12 protein-coding genes are annotated in these 17,503 nt (G+C 35.1%); 10 read left to right on the forward strand and 2 right to left on the reverse strand.

The window, feature by feature from the left end:
• The first annotated feature begins 39 nt into the window (after window positions 1-39).
• Window positions 40-645 carry an anthranilate synthase component II gene (locus AABL81_RS07930; protein WP_341340760.1) on the forward strand — a complete coding sequence of 202 codons (606 nt, stop codon included), beginning with the start codon at window positions 40-42 and terminating at the stop codon, window positions 643-645.
• Window positions 646-925: 280 nt separating this feature from the next.
• Window positions 926-2,353: a multidrug transporter subunit MdtD gene (gene mdtD / locus AABL81_RS07935; protein ID WP_158210537.1), complete on the forward strand. Its 1,428-nt coding sequence runs from the start codon at window positions 926-928 to the stop codon at window positions 2,351-2,353.
• 123 nt (window positions 2,354-2,476) lie between these two features.
• Here the strand turns inward: mdtD and AABL81_RS07940 are convergent, their stop codons facing one another.
• The gene (locus AABL81_RS07940; RefSeq protein WP_341340761.1) at window positions 2,477-2,965 is read right to left on the reverse strand and encodes a GNAT family N-acetyltransferase; all 489 of its coding nucleotides are present in this window, start codon (window positions 2,963-2,965) and stop codon (window positions 2,477-2,479) included.
• Window positions 2,966-3,804: 839 nt separating this feature from the next.
• On the opposite strand from AABL81_RS07940, the gene AABL81_RS07945 reads away from it, so the two are divergent.
• The 7 genes from AABL81_RS07945 (at window position 3,805) to AABL81_RS07975 (ending at window position 12,393) form a co-directional block, all read left to right on the forward strand.
• Window positions 3,805-4,455, forward strand: coding sequence for a succinate dehydrogenase cytochrome b subunit (locus AABL81_RS07945; RefSeq protein ID WP_158210539.1), 651 nt, complete (start codon window positions 3,805-3,807; stop codon window positions 4,453-4,455).
• Between the two features lie 12 nt (window positions 4,456-4,467).
• Window positions 4,468-6,387, forward strand: coding sequence for a fumarate reductase/succinate dehydrogenase flavoprotein subunit (locus tag AABL81_RS07950; RefSeq protein WP_158210540.1), 1,920 nt, complete (start codon window positions 4,468-4,470; stop codon window positions 6,385-6,387).
• A 10-nt stretch (window positions 6,388-6,397) separates the two neighbouring features.
• The gene (locus AABL81_RS07955) at window positions 6,398-7,150 is read left to right on the forward strand and encodes a succinate dehydrogenase/fumarate reductase iron-sulfur subunit (protein ID WP_158210541.1); all 753 of its coding nucleotides are present in this window, start codon (window positions 6,398-6,400) and stop codon (window positions 7,148-7,150) included.
• Between the two features lie 10 nt (window positions 7,151-7,160).
• Window positions 7,161-8,369: a porin gene (locus tag AABL81_RS07960; protein WP_158210542.1), complete on the forward strand. Its 1,209-nt coding sequence runs from the start codon at window positions 7,161-7,163 to the stop codon at window positions 8,367-8,369.
• A gap of 19 nt (window positions 8,370-8,388) precedes the next feature.
• On the forward strand, window positions 8,389-9,819 hold the full coding sequence (locus tag AABL81_RS07965; protein ID WP_158210543.1) for an anion permease: 1,431 nt from the start codon (window positions 8,389-8,391) through the stop codon (window positions 9,817-9,819).
• A 143-nt stretch (window positions 9,820-9,962) separates the two neighbouring features.
• Window positions 9,963-11,270, forward strand: coding sequence for a cryptochrome/photolyase family protein (locus AABL81_RS07970; protein ID WP_341340762.1), 1,308 nt, complete (start codon window positions 9,963-9,965; stop codon window positions 11,268-11,270).
• 67 nt (window positions 11,271-11,337) lie between these two features.
• Complete coding sequence (locus tag AABL81_RS07975) at window positions 11,338-12,393, forward strand: linear amide C-N hydrolase (protein ID WP_158210545.1); 1,056 nt, start codon at window positions 11,338-11,340, stop codon at window positions 12,391-12,393.
• 138 nt (window positions 12,394-12,531) lie between these two features.
• Here the strand turns inward: AABL81_RS07975 and AABL81_RS07980 are convergent, their stop codons facing one another.
• Window positions 12,532-15,126 carry a tetratricopeptide repeat protein gene (locus tag AABL81_RS07980; protein ID WP_341340763.1) on the reverse strand — a complete coding sequence of 865 codons (2,595 nt, stop codon included), beginning with the start codon at window positions 15,124-15,126 and terminating at the stop codon, window positions 12,532-12,534.
• Window positions 15,127-15,431: 305 nt separating this feature from the next.
• Here AABL81_RS07980 and AABL81_RS07985 point away from each other — a divergent pair, with 305 nt between their 5' ends.
• Window positions 15,432-17,459, forward strand: coding sequence for a tetratricopeptide repeat-containing sensor histidine kinase (locus AABL81_RS07985; protein ID WP_341340764.1), 2,028 nt, complete (start codon window positions 15,432-15,434; stop codon window positions 17,457-17,459).
• The last annotated feature ends 44 nt before the right edge of the window (window positions 17,460-17,503 follow it).

Raw genomic sequence — 17,503 nt, forward strand, 5'->3', positions numbered from 1 at the left:
ATCAAGTCAAATTTAAAATTCAAAAGTACAAAATTGTTTATGAGTCAGCCCAAACAAATTGTAATAATAGACAACCACGATTCGTTTACGTACAATTTATACCAACTATTTGACGAAAATCCTCATTGTCAAATAACTGTTTTAAAAAATGACGAAGTTACCTTAGAACAGTTAGACACTTTTGACAAGATTGTGCTATCGCCAGGGCCTGATGTTCCTCGTTCCTATCCCATTTTATTTGACATTATTACGCGTTTTAAAGGCGTTAAACCCATACTTGGGGTTTGCCTTGGTCACCAAACTATTGGGGAGTATTTTGGGGCTACTTTAGTTAATCTACCTTTGGTTTATCACGGAAAACAAAGTAAACTGACTTTGCAAACAGAGGAGGTGTTGTTTCAACAGCTAACATCGCCTATTGTAGTTGGACTATACCATTCTTGGGCGTTAGACAAAGAGACAATTGCGGATCCGCTTGTGGTAACTGCCTTAAGTGCAGAGGGTGTGGTAATGGGAATTGCACATCGAGAGTATAATATCAAAGGAATTCAGTTTCACCCTGAGTCGTTTATGACAGAACAAGGGCGAGAAATGATAAATAATTGGATTGAGGAGGTAGATTTGCCAAATACTGAAAAAGTATAGATTTAAAATACATATCTCCGATAAAAGGAAGGTTGTAAAAAGTAATGACGTAAATTTTAACACGAAAATACGTCAAGTTGGAAATGGGGCTTTTTATCTGTTTTCTGCGATTGTCTTATCTTTGCAATCGAGTGATAAACAAAGGAAAACAGAGGTGTTGTTTACTTTGTACGTTTTTGTTTTTCTGTGTTGACCTGATTTAATAGGTCTGTTTATTTGTTGCCTAAACAAGTAGGGTATTACTCGTAAATTGTTATAAACCGGAAAAGAGAATTAAGATATGGAGGCAGGAGTTATAAAAGATCCGAGAATACAAAAATATTTACCGTGGTTAGGTGCTTTGGCAATTTTTATGCAAGCATTAGACGGTACAATTCTAAATACAGGACTACCTTCCATTGCCAAGAGTTTAGGCGAATCGCCATTGGAAATGCAGAGTGTTATTGTGTCCTACACGCTTACAGTTGCCTTGCTGATACCGCTGAGTGGTTGGCTGGCAGATAGGTTTGGAACCAAGCGCATTTTCATTTTAGCCGTAACCTTGTTTACTTTAGGTTCACTGTTTTGTTCGCTTTCACGCAATTTAGACGAATTGATTATGTCGCGAATATTTCAAGCCATAGGCGGTTCGATGATGGTGCCAGTAGCGCGATTAACACTGATATACGCTTATCCGAAAGATCAATTGCTAAAAGTGATAAACTTTATTACCATTCCCGCTTTAGTCGGACCGATGTTAGGACCTACAGCAGGGGGATTTTTAGTAGAGAAGTTGTCGTGGCATTGGATTTTCCTTATCAATTTACCCGTTGGAATTATCGCTGTTATTGTAGCGCGATCAATTATTCCAAACTTCACCAACAAAGTAGGAAAGTTTGATTTGTGGGGATGGGTAATGTTGAGTGGGGGATTGACTGCATTAACTTTGGTAATTGAAAGATGGAATGCACCAGAGATGTCTGTGGTTAAGTTACTATTCTTATTTGCCTTGGCAATCAGCTTTATCATCGGTTATATATACCACGCCAGACGTGCAATAGCACCAATTATTGCGTTGAGTTTGTTTAAAATTACCACGTTGAGAGTAGGTTTAGTAGGTAACTTGATTACGCGTTTTGGAATAGGAGGAATGCCGTTAATGGTGCCACTATTATTACAAGTAGGCTATGGATATTCTGCTTTTTACGCAGGATTAATGATGATTCCGCAAGCGTTGTCAAACCTTATCTCCCGTAATTTTGTAGTGCCAATTGTAAAGCGATTTGGCTATAGAAGAACCTTGGTAACCAATACGATTTGCCTTGGACTATTGATATCGGTGTTTTTCTTTATTACGAAGAACACGCCATTTTGGGTAATCATTATACTAATGGCATTGAATGGTGCTTTTAACGCCGTTCAATTTACCTCAATGAACACGATATCACTGGCAGATTTGGACAATGAAACCTCAAGTGAAGGAAATAGCTTGCTATCTGTAACCCAACAATTGGCAATTAGCTTGGGAATTTCGTTATCTGCTATGTTCTTGATGATATTTCAAAACAGTGGCGTGGGGAATGCAGGAGATGGAATTGCCGTATTTAGATACACGTTTTTAGTTATGGGATTATTGACAGTATTGTCAAGTTTAATCTTCTTACAACTGAGTAGTACATCAGGAGCGAACTTATCAGGAAAGCGTGAGTATAAAAGAGATGAGCAGTAATTTGCTCCTTGTTATATAAGATAAAGGGAATATGCATTAGTTGTATATTCCCTTTTTTTATGCTTGTATTTTTAGCAAGGAGGATACGTATTCAACCTGTCCACCCTTGGTGTTATTTTGCGATTAAAGTTGTTTCTCAAAGCAATTAAATAGTCCTTTTGAGAAAGTTACCGTACCAGCAAAGCGGTAGTTTTTCTTTGTGTACACTGCATTTGCCGTTGGATTCTTAGCATACGTATCAAAGCGAATACTATTGTATTGTTGTTGCTTAGCGTATTGCTCTACAAAAGCGAGCATTTTAGACGAGATACCCTTTCCTTGTTGCGATGGACCTACAAAAAGTCTGTGCATCACTAAGAAAGGAGGGGCGTATTGCCATCGTATATCATCGTATTCCGGATCGCATAACTCATTCAAAACCATATAAGCAATAAGCTTATCCTGTTCAAAATACGCAAACGCCTGTTTGTTCAGTATGTCGTTGGCAAGTATTTCTGGAGTAGGATATTCTTCATCCCATTGATCAATACCCTGCTCAATCATATGTTTTTTTACCGCTTGAAGTACAGTTACCGCCTGAGGCAAGTCGGCAGAAGTAAGAAGGCGAATCATATTATTTACGATTTTAAAATAGTATTACAATAACTTAAAAAATAGGAGAACACACAATGTTTTTTACTCTTTTTGAGCATCGAAACAATTGTTGTGTTTTTTATAAGAGAGATTGCTTTTAATAAGGGGGTATTGTTAAAAAAAATATAGATAATATAGAATTTGGCAAATATTTGATTTTTATAATTGTGTTAAGATAAGAGATAAGACAGTTTGATTATTTTAAAGAAATTCTTAAGATAAAAAAGTGTTGATAGAAATGTGAAATTAGGCAAAGACATTTCGTTTTATTTTTATTATTTGTTGTAACTTATTGGTATGTAAATGAATAGCTTTTATTGTTGGTTATTTATGAGTATTTATAGCGCAATTGTTAGGTATAATTTACCGCAATAATGGTGTTATAAGTAGGTATTAGTAGAAAAAAAACTAAAAAGAGGTGAAGCGATATGTTAAATAACTTAGATTAAAAATAAATAGAGTTTAAAGCGTCTTGGAGAGGCATTTTTACTATATAAAAAAAGAGTTTGGCACGATTATTTATTAAATGCTAAATGATAGAATCGATGTGTAGTTATTTATATTGGTTCTATAAATTAAAATTGTCAAAAATATTACTTAAAACACGCATTGTTTGTTAAAAATATTTGATAGTTTTATTTATGGAAAGTATTCTATTACTCTTTTTCTAATTTTTGGTATTAAAAAGTTAAAAGTGTTGAGTCTTTAAAAGTTGTGATAATTATCATTTTTTTTGACCTTTTTACACTGTACCTTTATAACTTCGAATTATAGAAAGATAAAATTAAAGCATTTATTTATTTTAAACAGTTATCAAAATGAACACACTCTCACGTAAGATTGTAATGGCTGCGACAGGATTATTTTTGTGTTTTTTCCTACTAATCCATTGTTTAGGGAATACACAATTATTTTTAGAGCCAGAAGAGGCAAGATTAAGCTTCAATGCTTATTCTCATTTTTTAACAGGAAATCCATTAGTTAAGGCTGTTTCCTATATTCTTTACTTGTCTATTATTGGACACGCAGTATATGCGTTGATAATAACAATGAAAAATAAGGCAGCAGGTGGATCGTATAAAAAGGATAATAGAGGTAGAGCAAGTAAATGGTACAGCAGAAGTATGGGTGTACTTGGATCAATTGTTCTTATTTTCCTTGTAATGCACTTTGCAAACTTTTGGTATGTATACAAATTTGGATCTATCACGCTTGACGCAAACGGAAACAAAGATTTATACGAAGTTGTTAGAGTTGCATTCCAACAATTATGGTTGGTTGTACTTTATGTAATCGCAATGATTGCATTGTGCTACCACTTAATTCACGGAATTACAAGTGGAATTAGAACTCTTGGATTATTCCACCCTAAGTATGTACGTTGGGTTAACGTATTCGGTATTATTTATTCTATCGTAATATGTGCAGGTTTTGCCTTAATGCCAATTTATATTTATTTAACTAATTAATACGTTGTTGTGATGAAATTAGATGCAAAAATACCTCAAGGTCCATTAGAAGATAAATGGGCAAACTATAAAAAAACTGCTCGTTTGGTAAACCCAGCGAATAGAAAAAAATTAGATGTTATTGTAATTGGAACTGGTTTAGCAGGTAGTTCTGTTGCGGCATCTTTAGGTGAAATGGGATATAATGTTAAGTCATTCTGTTTCCAAGATACTCCTCGTCGTGCGCACTCAGTTGCAGCTCAAGGTGGGGTGAATGCTGCTAAAAACTACAAGAACGACGGTGATAGTGTTTACCGTATGTTTATGGATACATTAAAAGGAGGAGATTTTAGAGCTCGTGAAGCAAACGTATATCGTTTAGCAGAGTGTTCTCTAAACTTAATAGACCAGTCTGTAGCACAAGGGGTTCCTTTTGGTAGAGAATATGGTGGATATTTAAATAATAGATCGTTCGGTGGAGTACAGGTAAGTAGAACGTTCTATGCACGTGGACAAACGGGACAACAATTACTTTTAGGTACTTATCAAGCGTTAATGCGCCAAGTAAATAAAAAATCAGTAGAGTTATTCACATCTCACGAAATGCTTGACTTAGTTGTTATTGACGGAAAAGCAAGAGGAGTTGTAGTACGTAACTTAGAAACTGGTGAAATTGAAAAACACGCAGCGCACGCTGTAGTATTAGCTACTGGAGGATTTGGTAAAATTTACTACTTATCTACTTTAGCAATGGGATGTAATGGTTCTGCAATCTGGAGAGCACACAAAAAAGGAGCTTTCTTTGCTTCTCCAAGTTGGACTCAGATTCACCCTACATCACTTCCTCAATCAGGAGATTATCAGTCTAAATTAACGTTGATGTCTGAGTCATTACGTAATGATGGTCGTATTTGGGTTCCTAAAAAACTTGATGAGACAAGAGTTGCTAATGATATTCCAGAAGAAGAAAGAGATTACTACTTAGAGCGTCGTTACCCTGCATTCGGAAACTTAGCACCTCGTGATATTTCATCTCGTGCTGCAAAAGAAAGAATTGATGCTGGATACGGAGTAGGTGCTTTGAAAAATGCAGTTTACTTAGATTTCTCTAAAGCAATTAGAGAACAAGGGCAAGAGAAAATTGCTGAGAAATACGGTAACTTGTTCAGAATGTACGAAAAGATTACAGGTATCAACGCGTACAAAGAACCAATGATGATTTCTCCAGCTGCCCACTTCTCAATGGGTGGATTATGGGTAGATTATGAATTGATGACTACTATTCCTGGATTATTCGCTTTAGGAGAAGCAAACTTTGCGGATCACGGAGCAAATAGATTAGGTGCTAACTCTTTATTACAGGCTTCTGTAGATGGATATTTTATTGCTCCTTATACGATTGCTAACTATTTAGCAGATCAAATTAGAGTAGGAAAAATTTCAACAGATCACCCTGAGTTTGATAAAGTGGTTAAAGAATCACAAGATAAACTGGAAGGTTTATTAAAAATTAAAGGTGACAAGTCGGTAGATTACTACCACAAAAAACTTGGAAAATTGTTGTACGATTACTGTGGTTTAGCAAGAACTGCAGAAGGATTAACATTTGCGATTGAAGAGATCAAGAAATTAAGAGAGGAATTCTACAAAAATGTAAACGTTCCTGGAGAAAATGATACAATGAATGCTGAGTTAGAGAAAGCAGGAAGAGTAGCAGATTATCTTGAAATCGGTGTATTGATGTGTTATGATGCTTTAACAAGAAATGAGTCTTGTGGAGCTCACTTTAGAGAAGAGTTTCAAACAGAAGATGGAGAGGCAAAACGTAATGATGAAGAGTTCCAGTTTATTTCCGCTTGGGAATGGGCAGGTTCACTTGATAAAGAGCCAATCTTGAACAAAGAAGAATTGAAATTTGAATTCGTACAACCAACTATCCGTAGTTATAAATAATTATTAGTCTATGAAACTGCATCTTAAAATATGGAGACAAGCGGGACGCAAAGCTGAAGGTAAACTTGTAGATTATACTTTAGATAATGTGAACCCACATATGTCTTTCTTAGAAATGTTAGATACTTTAAACGAAAAGTTAATTGTAAATAAAGAAGCACCTATCGAATTTGATCACGACTGTCGTGAGGGTATTTGTGGGCAATGTGGTGTTGTAATTAATGGAAACGCACACGGACCATTAGAAAACACAACTACTTGTCAATTACATATGCGTGAGTTTAAAGATGGTGAAACTGTAATGATTGAGCCGTTTAGAGCAAATGGATTCCCAGTGAAAAAGGATTTAAAAGTAGATAGAAGTGCTTTTGACCGTATTATTTCTGCTGGAGGATACGTTTCTGTAAACACAGGACAAGCTCCTGAAGCAAATACAATTCCAGTATCCCACGCTACTGCTGAAGCAGCGTTTGACTCTGCGGCTTGTATCGGTTGTGGTGCTTGTGTGGCAACTTGTAAAAATGGTAGTGCGGCGTTATTTACGTCTGCTAAGATTACACAGTTGGCTATTCTACCTCAATCTCAAGAAGAAAGAAAAGAGAGAGCTTTAGGAATGATCGCACAAATGGACGAAGAAGGATTTGGACACTGTTCAAATACGGAAGCTTGTGAGGTTGAATGTCCACAAGGGATCTCAGTTCTTAACATTGCACGTATGAACTACGAGTACAACCGTGCAAGTTTATTAAAGTTTAAGAAATAAAAGATTATATATGGTAAATCTATATAATACATTAAAACTTAAGGTATTGGTCGGTGCAGCAGTATGCTGTACCGCGGTATCTTTCGCTCAAAAGGTTGAAACTGATACAGTTGCCGTATTTGAGGAAAAAATTGTTTTGAATCCTGTTGACGAGAAGTTTCCTAAGTTTAAAGTAGGAGGTGTTTTTCAATCTCGTTTTTCAGCGAATTTTAAGAATAACGTTGATATTGATGGTTTACACCACAGTGATGGAAGTGGAACGCACAATACATTTGACGTTAAGAGAATGAGGGTGTCAATGGGAGTTAAAGTAACTAAGAATTTAGAGGTTACTGCTTTAGCTAACTTTGCCGACTTCAAACAAAAAGATGTAAGTACTCGTGTATTAGAGAATGCGTTTGCTAAATATACAGTAAATCGTTATTTACAGATTACAGTTGGACAGTTTAGACCATTATTTGGTATGGAGGAAACAATGCCTGTAGATGTGCTTAGATCGATTGACTATACAAACTCTTACTATACTTTTGGTAGATTAGGATGGACAAGTTTCCAGGTTGGTGCTGCGATTACAGGTAGTGTTGATTTAGGAGATGTACCAATGAGCTACGGTTTCTCTGTAACAAATGGTAATGGTAAGAATAAAACAGATAATGACGACGGTAAAAATTACTCGAGTAGATTATTGTTTAACCTTGACAAAAAACACAACTTAAATGTTGGTGTTAGTGGAGGTATTGCAGAAGTAAATAAAGAAAAAGCGTATGCGGTAGGAGTTGAAGCAACAGCAAAACTTCCGATTACTGAGCGTTGGAGTATTGATTTCCAAACAGAAGCTAAACAAGCTACTAACCACGAACAATATTTTAAAGCTTTAAATGCATCAAAAGTAGAAGGAGCACCAGCTTTAACTTCAACAATTGATGATTACAAAGTAAAGAGTTTTTACTTTGTGCCAAATATTAGATATGAAATAGGTGCTAAAACGTTTCACGCAATTGAGTTTGCTTGTCGTTATGAGTACTTAGATGAAAATAGTACATTAAACTCAAATGCAAGACAAACTTGGATTCCAATGCTTACTTTAGAAGTATTGAAAAACTACGGTGTTAGAATTCAAGCAGGTATGCAAATTGACAATTTCAAACACAACATTGAAAATAGTAAGACATACAATTCAAACCTTGCATTTCTTCAATTACAATGTAGATTTTTATAAAAGCTAAATATAATTAGCGATGAAAGAAGTAAACATCAAGAGTTTAGGGATAACGTTAGTAGTGGGAGTGCTACTATGGTTTTGTCCAATTCCAGAAGGAGTAACACCAGATGCGTGGCACTTATTTGCCATATTCGTAAGTACGATTTTAGGAATTATATTAAAGGCTGCCCCAATGGGAACAATGTGTATGTTGGCAGTCGGTTTAACAGCATTTTTCCAATTGTTAGCGCCAGGTGATCCTGGTAAATCAATCGCTTTAAGTTTAAGTGGTTTTGGAGATAAAGTAATTTGGTTAATTGGTATATCTTTCTTTATTGCGAGAGGGTTTATTAAAACAGGATTAGGAAATCGTATTGCTTTTATCTTTATCCGTATTTTCGGAAAAAGTACATTAGGATTAGCGTACGGATTAGGGTTAGCTGATTTAGTATTAGCACCTGCTATTCCAAGTAACACTGCTCGTGGGGGAGGTATTATCTACCCAATTATGAAATCTATGGCTATCAACTTTGGTTCTGATGCAGCTAAACCAGAAACTCATAGAAAATTAGGTTCTTTCTTGACATTAAACTGTTATTACATGAATTTGATCGCATCTTCAATGTTCTTAACAGGTACTGCAAGTAACCCGATGTGTCAGAAGTTCGCTGCTGATATGGGGGTAAACATTAGTTGGATGTCGTGGGCAGCTGCTGGTTTTGTACCAGGATTGGTTGCTTTCATCATAACACCAATTGTTTTGTATAAAATATTTCCACCTGAATTAAAGAAAACAGCTGATGCTCCTAAAATGGCTGCTCAGAAGTTAAAAGAAATGGGGAAATTATCAGTGTCAGAAATCTTAATGTTAATCACATTCGTTATTCTTTTAGTTTTATGGATTACAGGTGATTTATTTAAAATTGATGCTACTACAACTGCTTTTATTGGTTTAGCAATTCTATTGTTAACTTCTGTGTTAACTTGGGAAGATGTTAAAGCTGAGAAAGGTGCTTGGGATACAATTGTATGGTTTGCCGTATTAGTAATGATGGCAAGTTCATTAAACAAATTAGGATTCATCGGATGGTTTAGTGATTTAGTAAAAGGTCAGATGGGAGATATGGATTGGCATTATGCTTTCCCAATTCTTGTCATCGTGTACTTCTTTAGTCACTATATCTTTGCGAGTGCTACTGCTCACGTTGCGGCAATGTATGCAGCTTTGTTAGGTGTAGGTATTTCGTTAGGTGTTCCTCCAGTATTGTTAGCAATGATGTTAGGTTTCATGGGATCTATCTATGGTACATTAACTCACTATGGTCACGGTCCGGCTCCAGTATTCTTTGGTAGTGGATATGTTGAATTGAAAACTTGGTGGTTGTACGGATTTATTATTGGTGTGTTATTATTAGCTGTTTACTTAGTAGTTGGTACAAGTTGGATGGGCTTAATTGGAGCATACTAAAAAATAGATGTGATTTAGAACACAACATATTTATATAGTTTTTAAAAGGATTAGATTTTTCGAGTATCTTTATAATAAAGAGAAAGAAAAGTCTAATCCTTTTTTATTTGTGTTGTATTTTTGACTTGTAATAACATAAAACAATGAATCAAAAAGAGAAAGTAGTAGTTTGTTGGTATAGAAGAGATTTGAGGTTAAAGGACAATAAAGCTCTGTATTACGCTGTTCAAAGTGGGTATAAAGTATTGCCTATCTTCGTATTTGACAAGGATATTTTAGAACAGTTTCCTAACAAAGCAGATAGGAGAGTTGACTATATTCACCAAGTGCTGACAGAACTCAACGCTTTTTTGAAGCAATACAACGCAGGAATAACTTTTTTTCACTCAACTGTAAAGGAGGCTTTTTCTTCCTTGATGGCACAATTTGATATTCAGGGTGTTTTTTACAATGAAGACTATGAACCCAAAACAATTGCCCGTGATCGTGAGATTGGTAGTTTGTTAGCTGAGCAACAAATAGCATTTAACGGATTTAAAGATCACGTTATTTTTAGAGGGGATGAGATTTTAAAACAAGATGGCTCTCCTTATCAGATCTATACGCCTTATGCTAAGTTGTGGAGAAGTAAGTTGGGGGAACAAGATTTGTATAATTACACACCAAAGTTGTCGAGTGAAAATTTATATACAACAGATACAACTATTCCGTCTTTAAATAGTTTAGGCTATGAAACGACAGGGTATAAGTTTGTCATTCCAACGTTAAACGAAACGTTGATTGATAGTTATCACTTACACCGTGATTATCCGGGGATAGAAGGAACGACGCATTTAGGAATAGCCTTGCGCTTTGGAACAATATCTATTCGCAAGTGTGTGATTTTTGCTTTACAACACAACGATGTGTGGTTGTCTGAATTGATATGGCGAGATTTCTTTAGTCAAATATTGTTTAACTTTCCTCAGATTAAAAACTTGTGTTTTAAACCAAAATACGAGAATATTCAGTACAGAAATAACGAGGAGGAGTTTAAGCTATGGTGTGAAGGTCGCACGGGATATCCTATTGTCGATGCAGGGATGCGCGAATTGAATACCACTGGATTTATGCACAATAGAGTGCGTATGATTGTAGCCAGTTTCTTGACAAAACACTTGTTGATTGATTGGAGATGGGGAGAAGCGTACTTTGCACAGCACTTGTTGGATTACGACTTGTCTGCTAACAATGGGAATTGGCAATGGGCAGCAGGATGTGGGTGTGATGCCGCTCCTTATTTCAGGATATTTAATCCGAGTGAGCAAACCAAGAAGTTTGACAAGGAAAATAAGTATATCAACAAATGGTTGCCTGAATTAGCAAATGGCGAGTATTGGGAGGAGATTGTTGACCACAAAGAAGCACGTATTCGTGCCCTTGAAACCTATAAACGTGGGTTAGAACAATAATTTTCTTAGAAGTTCGCAAATTGGCTTGAATATTGTAATACTAATCAAAATTCTAAAACGATAAATAATGAAAAGAATACATAAAACAGTTGCTACAATCTTGATGTGTTGTGGTGCTTTTGTGATGATACCAAAAGCAGAGGCTTGTACCAGAGTAGTGTACAAAGGACCTAATAATACGATTCTAACGGCTCGTTCGATGGACTGGAAAGAGGAGATTATGCCTAATATATGGGTGTTTCCAAGAGGTATTGAGCGTCAAGGAGAAGTAGGTAAAGCGTCCGCAAAGTGGAAAGCAAAATACGGAAGTGTTGTTACTTCTGCTTTTGACTTAGCGACAACAGATGGAATGAATGAGAAAGGATTAGTGTCTAACATCCTATGGTTGGTAGAGTCGCAATACCCTGAGTATAATCCACAAGGAAAAGACAAGGGAATTAGCTTAGCGATGTGGGCACAGTACGCTTTAGATAATTACGCAACTGTAGAAGAGGCAGTAATTGATTTACAGAAGAACCCGGTAGTTGTTGTAACAGCTAATACGCCAGGAAGAACGTCATTGGCAACAGTGCACTTAACTATTTCTGATGCAAAAGGAGACAGTGCAGTATTTGAGTATATCGATGGAAAGTTGAAAGTATATCACGATGCATCGTACACTGTAGTAACGAACTCGCCTACATTTGACAAGCAATTAGCAATTAATGATTATATCAGCTATTTACCAGGAAACAAAGTGTTACCAGGAACAGGTAGATCAGAAGATCGTTTTGCAAGAGCGAAGTATTACGCAACGGCAGTAACACAATCAGATGACATTAAAGTGGCTTTAGGAGCAACGTTTAGTGTGATTAGAAACTGTTCAGTGCCTTATGGAGTTCACATTGATGGGGAGCCAAACTTGTCGTCAACAAAATGGAGAACAGTATCTGACCAAAAGAACTTAGTGTATTACTACGAAGATCCATTGTCATTAACACCAATGTGGATAGATTTAAAAGCAATTGACTTTAGCGAGAAAGCAAGCGTTAAAAAGTTAGATGTTTCTCAAAGCCAACAATATGCTGGTCTTTCAAACGATAAGTTAGTAGAGGCTAAAGCATTTAAGTTTTTAGGAATTTAATCTGCCCATACAATAGAATATTAGGTGGTTTAGTATTCGATTACAAAAGCTAACCTACTCTCAATAAATTAAATACCCCAAGAAGTTTGTGCTTTTTGGGGTATTTTTATGTTGTGTTACTTTTAAAAAAGGGTAGTGCTATTTAAACCATTTGCCTAAGGTCTTTTTTAGAAAGTTCTTTTCTTTGTATTCTTCCGGTAGTTCAACCTCTTTTTCTTTAGCAAGAGCAATGTAATAAGCTAACTTCTCTGGGTCTTTGTTTTCCTCGTCTTTAGCGTAGATATCAATTAAATCTAAGATGGCAAGGTTGTACTCTTGTTGTAATGCTTTCTCTAAAAGAGTAATGGCCTTTTTACCATCTTGTTTTACACCATAACCGTAGCAATGCATTCTACCTAAGAGGAACGAACCAATATTATCGTTGTTTTTCATATCCTCCTTGATGTACTTTAGGGCATTTTTATATTCTCCAAGCAAGTAGTAACAATCAGCAAGGTAATTGCAAACCTCGTATTCTTTTGTGTTCACTTGTTTGAAGTAGTGAATAGCCGTATTGAAGTCGTTGTCCAAATCAGCGGCTCCATAATAGTAGATTAGCGCCAAGTTGTTATAACTGGTGTTATTGCCAAGTTCAGCACCTTTAGTGTAATATTCAATCGCTTTGTGTATATCTTGTTCAACTCCAAACCCGTGTTCATACATATACCCTAAGTTGGTTACTGAGTAGGGGTTATTGTGTGTTGCTGCCAATTCAAAAAGGTGTTTAGCCTTGTTGTAATCGATATAGTCGTCTTCCGTTAAATAGCGGTATCCTAACTCTTGAAGTAGTTCGCTATTGTTCACTGCCTCAGCCATTAATAACAACGCCTCATATTGCTCATCAAAGCTGTGATCAGCATAATAATCCTTTACAGCATTAAGTTGGTAGGGATCCAATTGTGCGTAGTCATCAGCTGTTAAAATCTGTGTTTTCTCATTAAAATACGGATTAAACAATCCGACTTCACCATTAGAGTCGTATCGCAATTTACCCGCTAACAACAGTAGGTGATGCGTACTTATTGTGTGTATTTCATCATTGTTACAAGTAAACACAGCATTGTCTTTGTACAATACAATAGTGTCGATGTCTTGTTCCAAGTTGTGCATTGTAATAAAGTCGTACTCATAAACAGACTCTTGTTCAGGGAGTGCAATTACGCGCAATGCCCACTTGTCTTTGAGTTTAGTAGCAGCAAAGCCGTTGGTTAGTATTTTAACCACGTCAATTGTTGTAAACGGTACAATCCATCGTTCTTCAATAACATCAAAAATCCCTTTCTTCTTGCCAAGAGAAACGTGACATTGTCCAGCGCCAAGGTTCATCCAATAGTCTATATACGTATCTATTTTACAGTTCATTGGCTCTAAAACATACTTTGCCTTTTTGTGGTTGTAAATCCCCTTTAGCTTGTCAGTGTACACGATGACGCATTCATTCGTAACATATTGTACGTGTTTGATACTCTCCAAGACCAATTCGCCTTCAAACGTAATCAAGTTGTGTAATTTCGGATTAACGTCAGACGGGACAAGTAAGTGGTTTTCGATATCGCTATTTCTCACATCTGCATAAGCAAACTTGCCTAAGTAGTGATGAGATCTACTATAAAAATCGCGCTTATTTCCCATAGAAGTACAGAAATAAGAGTAGTGATATTCAAAAGGAGAGTCGCCTTTAAACGGAATAAGTTGTTCTCCTGCAAAGTTGTACACTGCGTAGTGACTGCCATTGTACACATTGTAGTAATACGGATATAAGAACTCAACCAATTCATAGGCAAGAGGAATCAAGTAAGTGTGAGAAAGCAAGTTTAGAAGTCCCCATTTCCCATCTTGACACACTGCCGCCACAGTAAGCGTACGGTTTGTATCTTCGTTGCCTTGCTCGTCAAAGAAGTCTTCAATTTGAGCAGTTCCTACATCGAAATACAAAGGTTTAACAACCTCTACACCAGTTTTATCTATAAAACCAAACAGCTCATCACGCTGAATAATAGCTAAATTAGGCTCTGTAAACTCGCCTATATATCCATAAACAGCCTCAGTTATCTTTTTGTTGTCAAAAGTTGTTAGTCCATACAACCCATTCTCTTCATATTGTAGGCAGTCGTAATCTTTTTCAAACGCTATTTCTAACCAATCCCAACCAAAGTTAGCATTGTCGTTGTTGAGGTATTCTTCAAATGTAGAAAAAGGGAAATAAGACTGACCGATAACTCCGCGATTGATGTGTTCACTATCTAATTCAAGGTCTATAATATTAGCCAATTCCTCTGTGTACAAGGCAATTTCAGCTGAGAATGCTTGTGCCTGTTTTTTATGACTCTCCTCATTCATATTGTACACATCCGTTCCATCTAAGCGAAAGTAGTCATACGGCAAGTTTTGAAAATAGTACAATTGACGCTCATACGACTGAAGGTACTTTGCTTGATCAGTAGTAGGAATAAGGTCTACTTGCTGTTGAATCCACAGGTGAAATTTTTCAAACAAAGGCAATGCTTCCTTTACATTAAAGAAAAGGTCTTTAGACGATTTAAAACCGAATTGCTTTAGTTCACTCTTAGTAAGCGGATGTGCAAAAAGAGGTAGGAAGAAAAGAGGAATCACATAATTCCATTCCCCCACTAAAGATTCGTCATAAAATTCCTGATCTAAGGAAACATTGTAGATATATAACCGATGTGCCATAAGTTGTAATATGAATTAAATAGAAGTTCACAAAAAGAACGGGGGCGAAAGATATTTAAATAATGTGAAAATGCATATTGTTTTTTTTTGTATCTTAAATAGTTAGATATAAGACGTAAATAAAGAGTCACCTTTGTTGTTTATAGCGTTGTTTAAAAGGACGAATTACTCAAATAAGTGATAAGCTATTTCATCTTCGTTTTAAATAACGGCATAGATGATAATTAGGTATTGTAGGATGCTATTATCTTATATCTTTGCAGAATTTATTACTAAAAAAATATTTTATTAACTGTTAGTGTTCAATGTCTATTCGAAGTGTTTATCATAGTTTGTTCTTGATATTTTTTGCAGTACTCATAGGGGTTAGCTGTACAAGATCTACATCACTACACGATTGGACAGGTGAAGAACAAGAGCGTTTTCTTACAGCTTACGACAGTTTTAGTAAAAATAATATGTCTCAACTTCAAAGAGATTCTTTAGATAACTTTATTTTATATTTAAAAAACACACAAAGTAACAGAGATTTTTTAGCTACCTATATCAAGCAAACTGATGCCGATAAAAAGTATGTTGATTTATATGCTACCTATGCGAGAGTAGCAAGGGATACGCAAGGAATCGCAAAAAGCTATTACTTATTAGGAGAGTTCTTTGATCGCAATTATTTAATTGATAGTAGCTATTACTATTTTAATCAAGCTAAATATAGTTATAGAAAGTTACACGATTCTGTTAATCAGCAAAAAGTGACGTTAATAATAAGTAATATTTTAGCTGATAAAGGAGTTTTTTCTGAGGCAGAACATCAAATCCATAAAGTAATTTCTCTAAATAAACATACTGTTTCTAACTATGATTTATTTAATCAAGAATATTTGTATGCTAAAATTGTTTTAGGGTTAGAACAGTATACCGAAGCAATTAATCGGTTTAATAATGCTTTAGATTTAAGTACTTCTAATGAAGTAAAAGAATATTATTCAGAAAAAGAATTGCGTTTAAAACGTCTTGATATTTACAACTATTTATCAATTGCGCATATCAGAAAACACCAATTTACTGAAGCAGAACATTTTTTATCAGTCGCTTTTGATGATTATAAAATGTTAGATAAAGAAGATAATATTGAGCTATATTTAAAAATAATACACAATTTTGCAGTTGTTAAATTAGCCAAAGATGAAAATGAATTAGCATTAAAGTACATCAAGGAAGCGTTAACGTTAAATACAAAATATAACTATATTAAGAACAAAAAGTTAACAGACGTTTTATTAGTTCAGTACTATTTTGAGATCGGAGAGATCTTTACAGCCAATACTATTCTTCAAGAATTATTAGAAGATGCTATAAAAATAAATGATTATAAACTTCAAAAGGAAGCACTAACTGTTTTATTGCAATATGATACAGAAAACTCAAAGGATAATTTTCAGCGATATTTAGAGTTAGATAATATCATTAATAAAAAGCAAACAATAGTTAGAAATAGATTTGCTCGTTTAAAATATGAAGCAGATGATCTACTTCAAGTAAATGATAAATTACACAATCAAAAGGATACTATTGTTATTCTTTCGTTTATGGTAATTTCATTTATTCTTATCGTTGTAATTGCTTTTTTTATTAAGAACAAAGTAAGAGAAATAGCAACAATTAAAATGTATCAACGCGATACAGAGCGTTATTATAAATCTGTAATTGATCATCAAAATGCTATTGCTAAAGTCCAAGAAGCTGAAAGGAAGAATATAGCAAGAGAATTACACGATGGCGTATTAAATAAATTATTTGTAACACGTTTTTCTCTGATGCAATTGGAGCAGGAGAATATAGAAGAAACAAAAGGTTTACTGGTTAAAGAGGTTCAAGATGTTGAAAAGTTTATACGCGATAGTTCATACGCATTGTCGAATGAAAAGAAACTGTTTGCCAGTAATTTTAAACAGCTTATTATCGAAATGGTGGTGTTACAAAATCGAAATACAGCTATTCAGTTTGATATATTTATAGACCCAAGAATAGAGCTTGAAAGTTTTTCTCATCGCTATAGAATAAGTATTTATCGCATTGTTCAAGAAGCATTGAACAACGTACAGAAGTATTCTAATGCTAAGAATTGTTATGTGTCATTTACATATAAAACAGATACTTTAGTAGAAGTAAGTGTTGAAGATAATGGAAGAGGATTTGACGTATATACAACAAGAAGAGGAAAAGGATTGAATAATATTCAAGATAGGTTAAATGCCTTAAATAGTAAATTAGTATTGACAAGTACAGTTGGGAAAGGAACAATATTACTATTTTTAGTAAAGATTAAATAATCGGTAAAAGGTTATAATAAAATAAGGGTACTTTACAACTGTAA

Origin of the sequence: Myroides sp. C1519 (assembly GCF_038039755.1) — a bacterium.
GTDB lineage: Bacteria > Bacteroidota > Bacteroidia > Flavobacteriales > Flavobacteriaceae > Flavobacterium > Flavobacterium phaeum_A.

What these genes read in the sequence shown, in the direction of transcription:
- AABL81_RS07930 (WP_341340760.1), top strand. Translation starts at nt 40, where the DNA reads ATGAGTCAGCCCAAACAAATTGTAATAATAGACAACCACGATTCGTTT.
- mdtD (WP_158210537.1), top strand. Translation starts at nt 926, where the DNA reads ATGGAGGCAGGAGTTATAAAAGATCCGAGAATACAAAAATATTTACCG.
- AABL81_RS07940 (WP_341340761.1), bottom strand. Translation starts at nt 2,965, where the DNA reads ATGATTCGCCTTCTTACTTCTGCCGACTTGCCTCAGGCGGTAACTGTA.
- AABL81_RS07945 (WP_158210539.1), top strand. Translation starts at nt 3,805, where the DNA reads ATGAACACACTCTCACGTAAGATTGTAATGGCTGCGACAGGATTATTT.
- AABL81_RS07950 (WP_158210540.1), top strand. Translation starts at nt 4,468, where the DNA reads ATGAAATTAGATGCAAAAATACCTCAAGGTCCATTAGAAGATAAATGG.
- AABL81_RS07955 (WP_158210541.1), top strand. Translation starts at nt 6,398, where the DNA reads ATGAAACTGCATCTTAAAATATGGAGACAAGCGGGACGCAAAGCTGAA.
- AABL81_RS07960 (WP_158210542.1), top strand. Translation starts at nt 7,161, where the DNA reads ATGGTAAATCTATATAATACATTAAAACTTAAGGTATTGGTCGGTGCA.
- AABL81_RS07965 (WP_158210543.1), top strand. Translation starts at nt 8,389, where the DNA reads ATGAAAGAAGTAAACATCAAGAGTTTAGGGATAACGTTAGTAGTGGGA.
- AABL81_RS07970 (WP_341340762.1), top strand. Translation starts at nt 9,963, where the DNA reads ATGAATCAAAAAGAGAAAGTAGTAGTTTGTTGGTATAGAAGAGATTTG.
- AABL81_RS07975 (WP_158210545.1), top strand. Translation starts at nt 11,338, where the DNA reads ATGAAAAGAATACATAAAACAGTTGCTACAATCTTGATGTGTTGTGGT.
- AABL81_RS07980 (WP_341340763.1), bottom strand. Translation starts at nt 15,126, where the DNA reads ATGGCACATCGGTTATATATCTACAATGTTTCCTTAGATCAGGAATTT.
- AABL81_RS07985 (WP_341340764.1), top strand. Translation starts at nt 15,432, where the DNA reads ATGTCTATTCGAAGTGTTTATCATAGTTTGTTCTTGATATTTTTTGCA.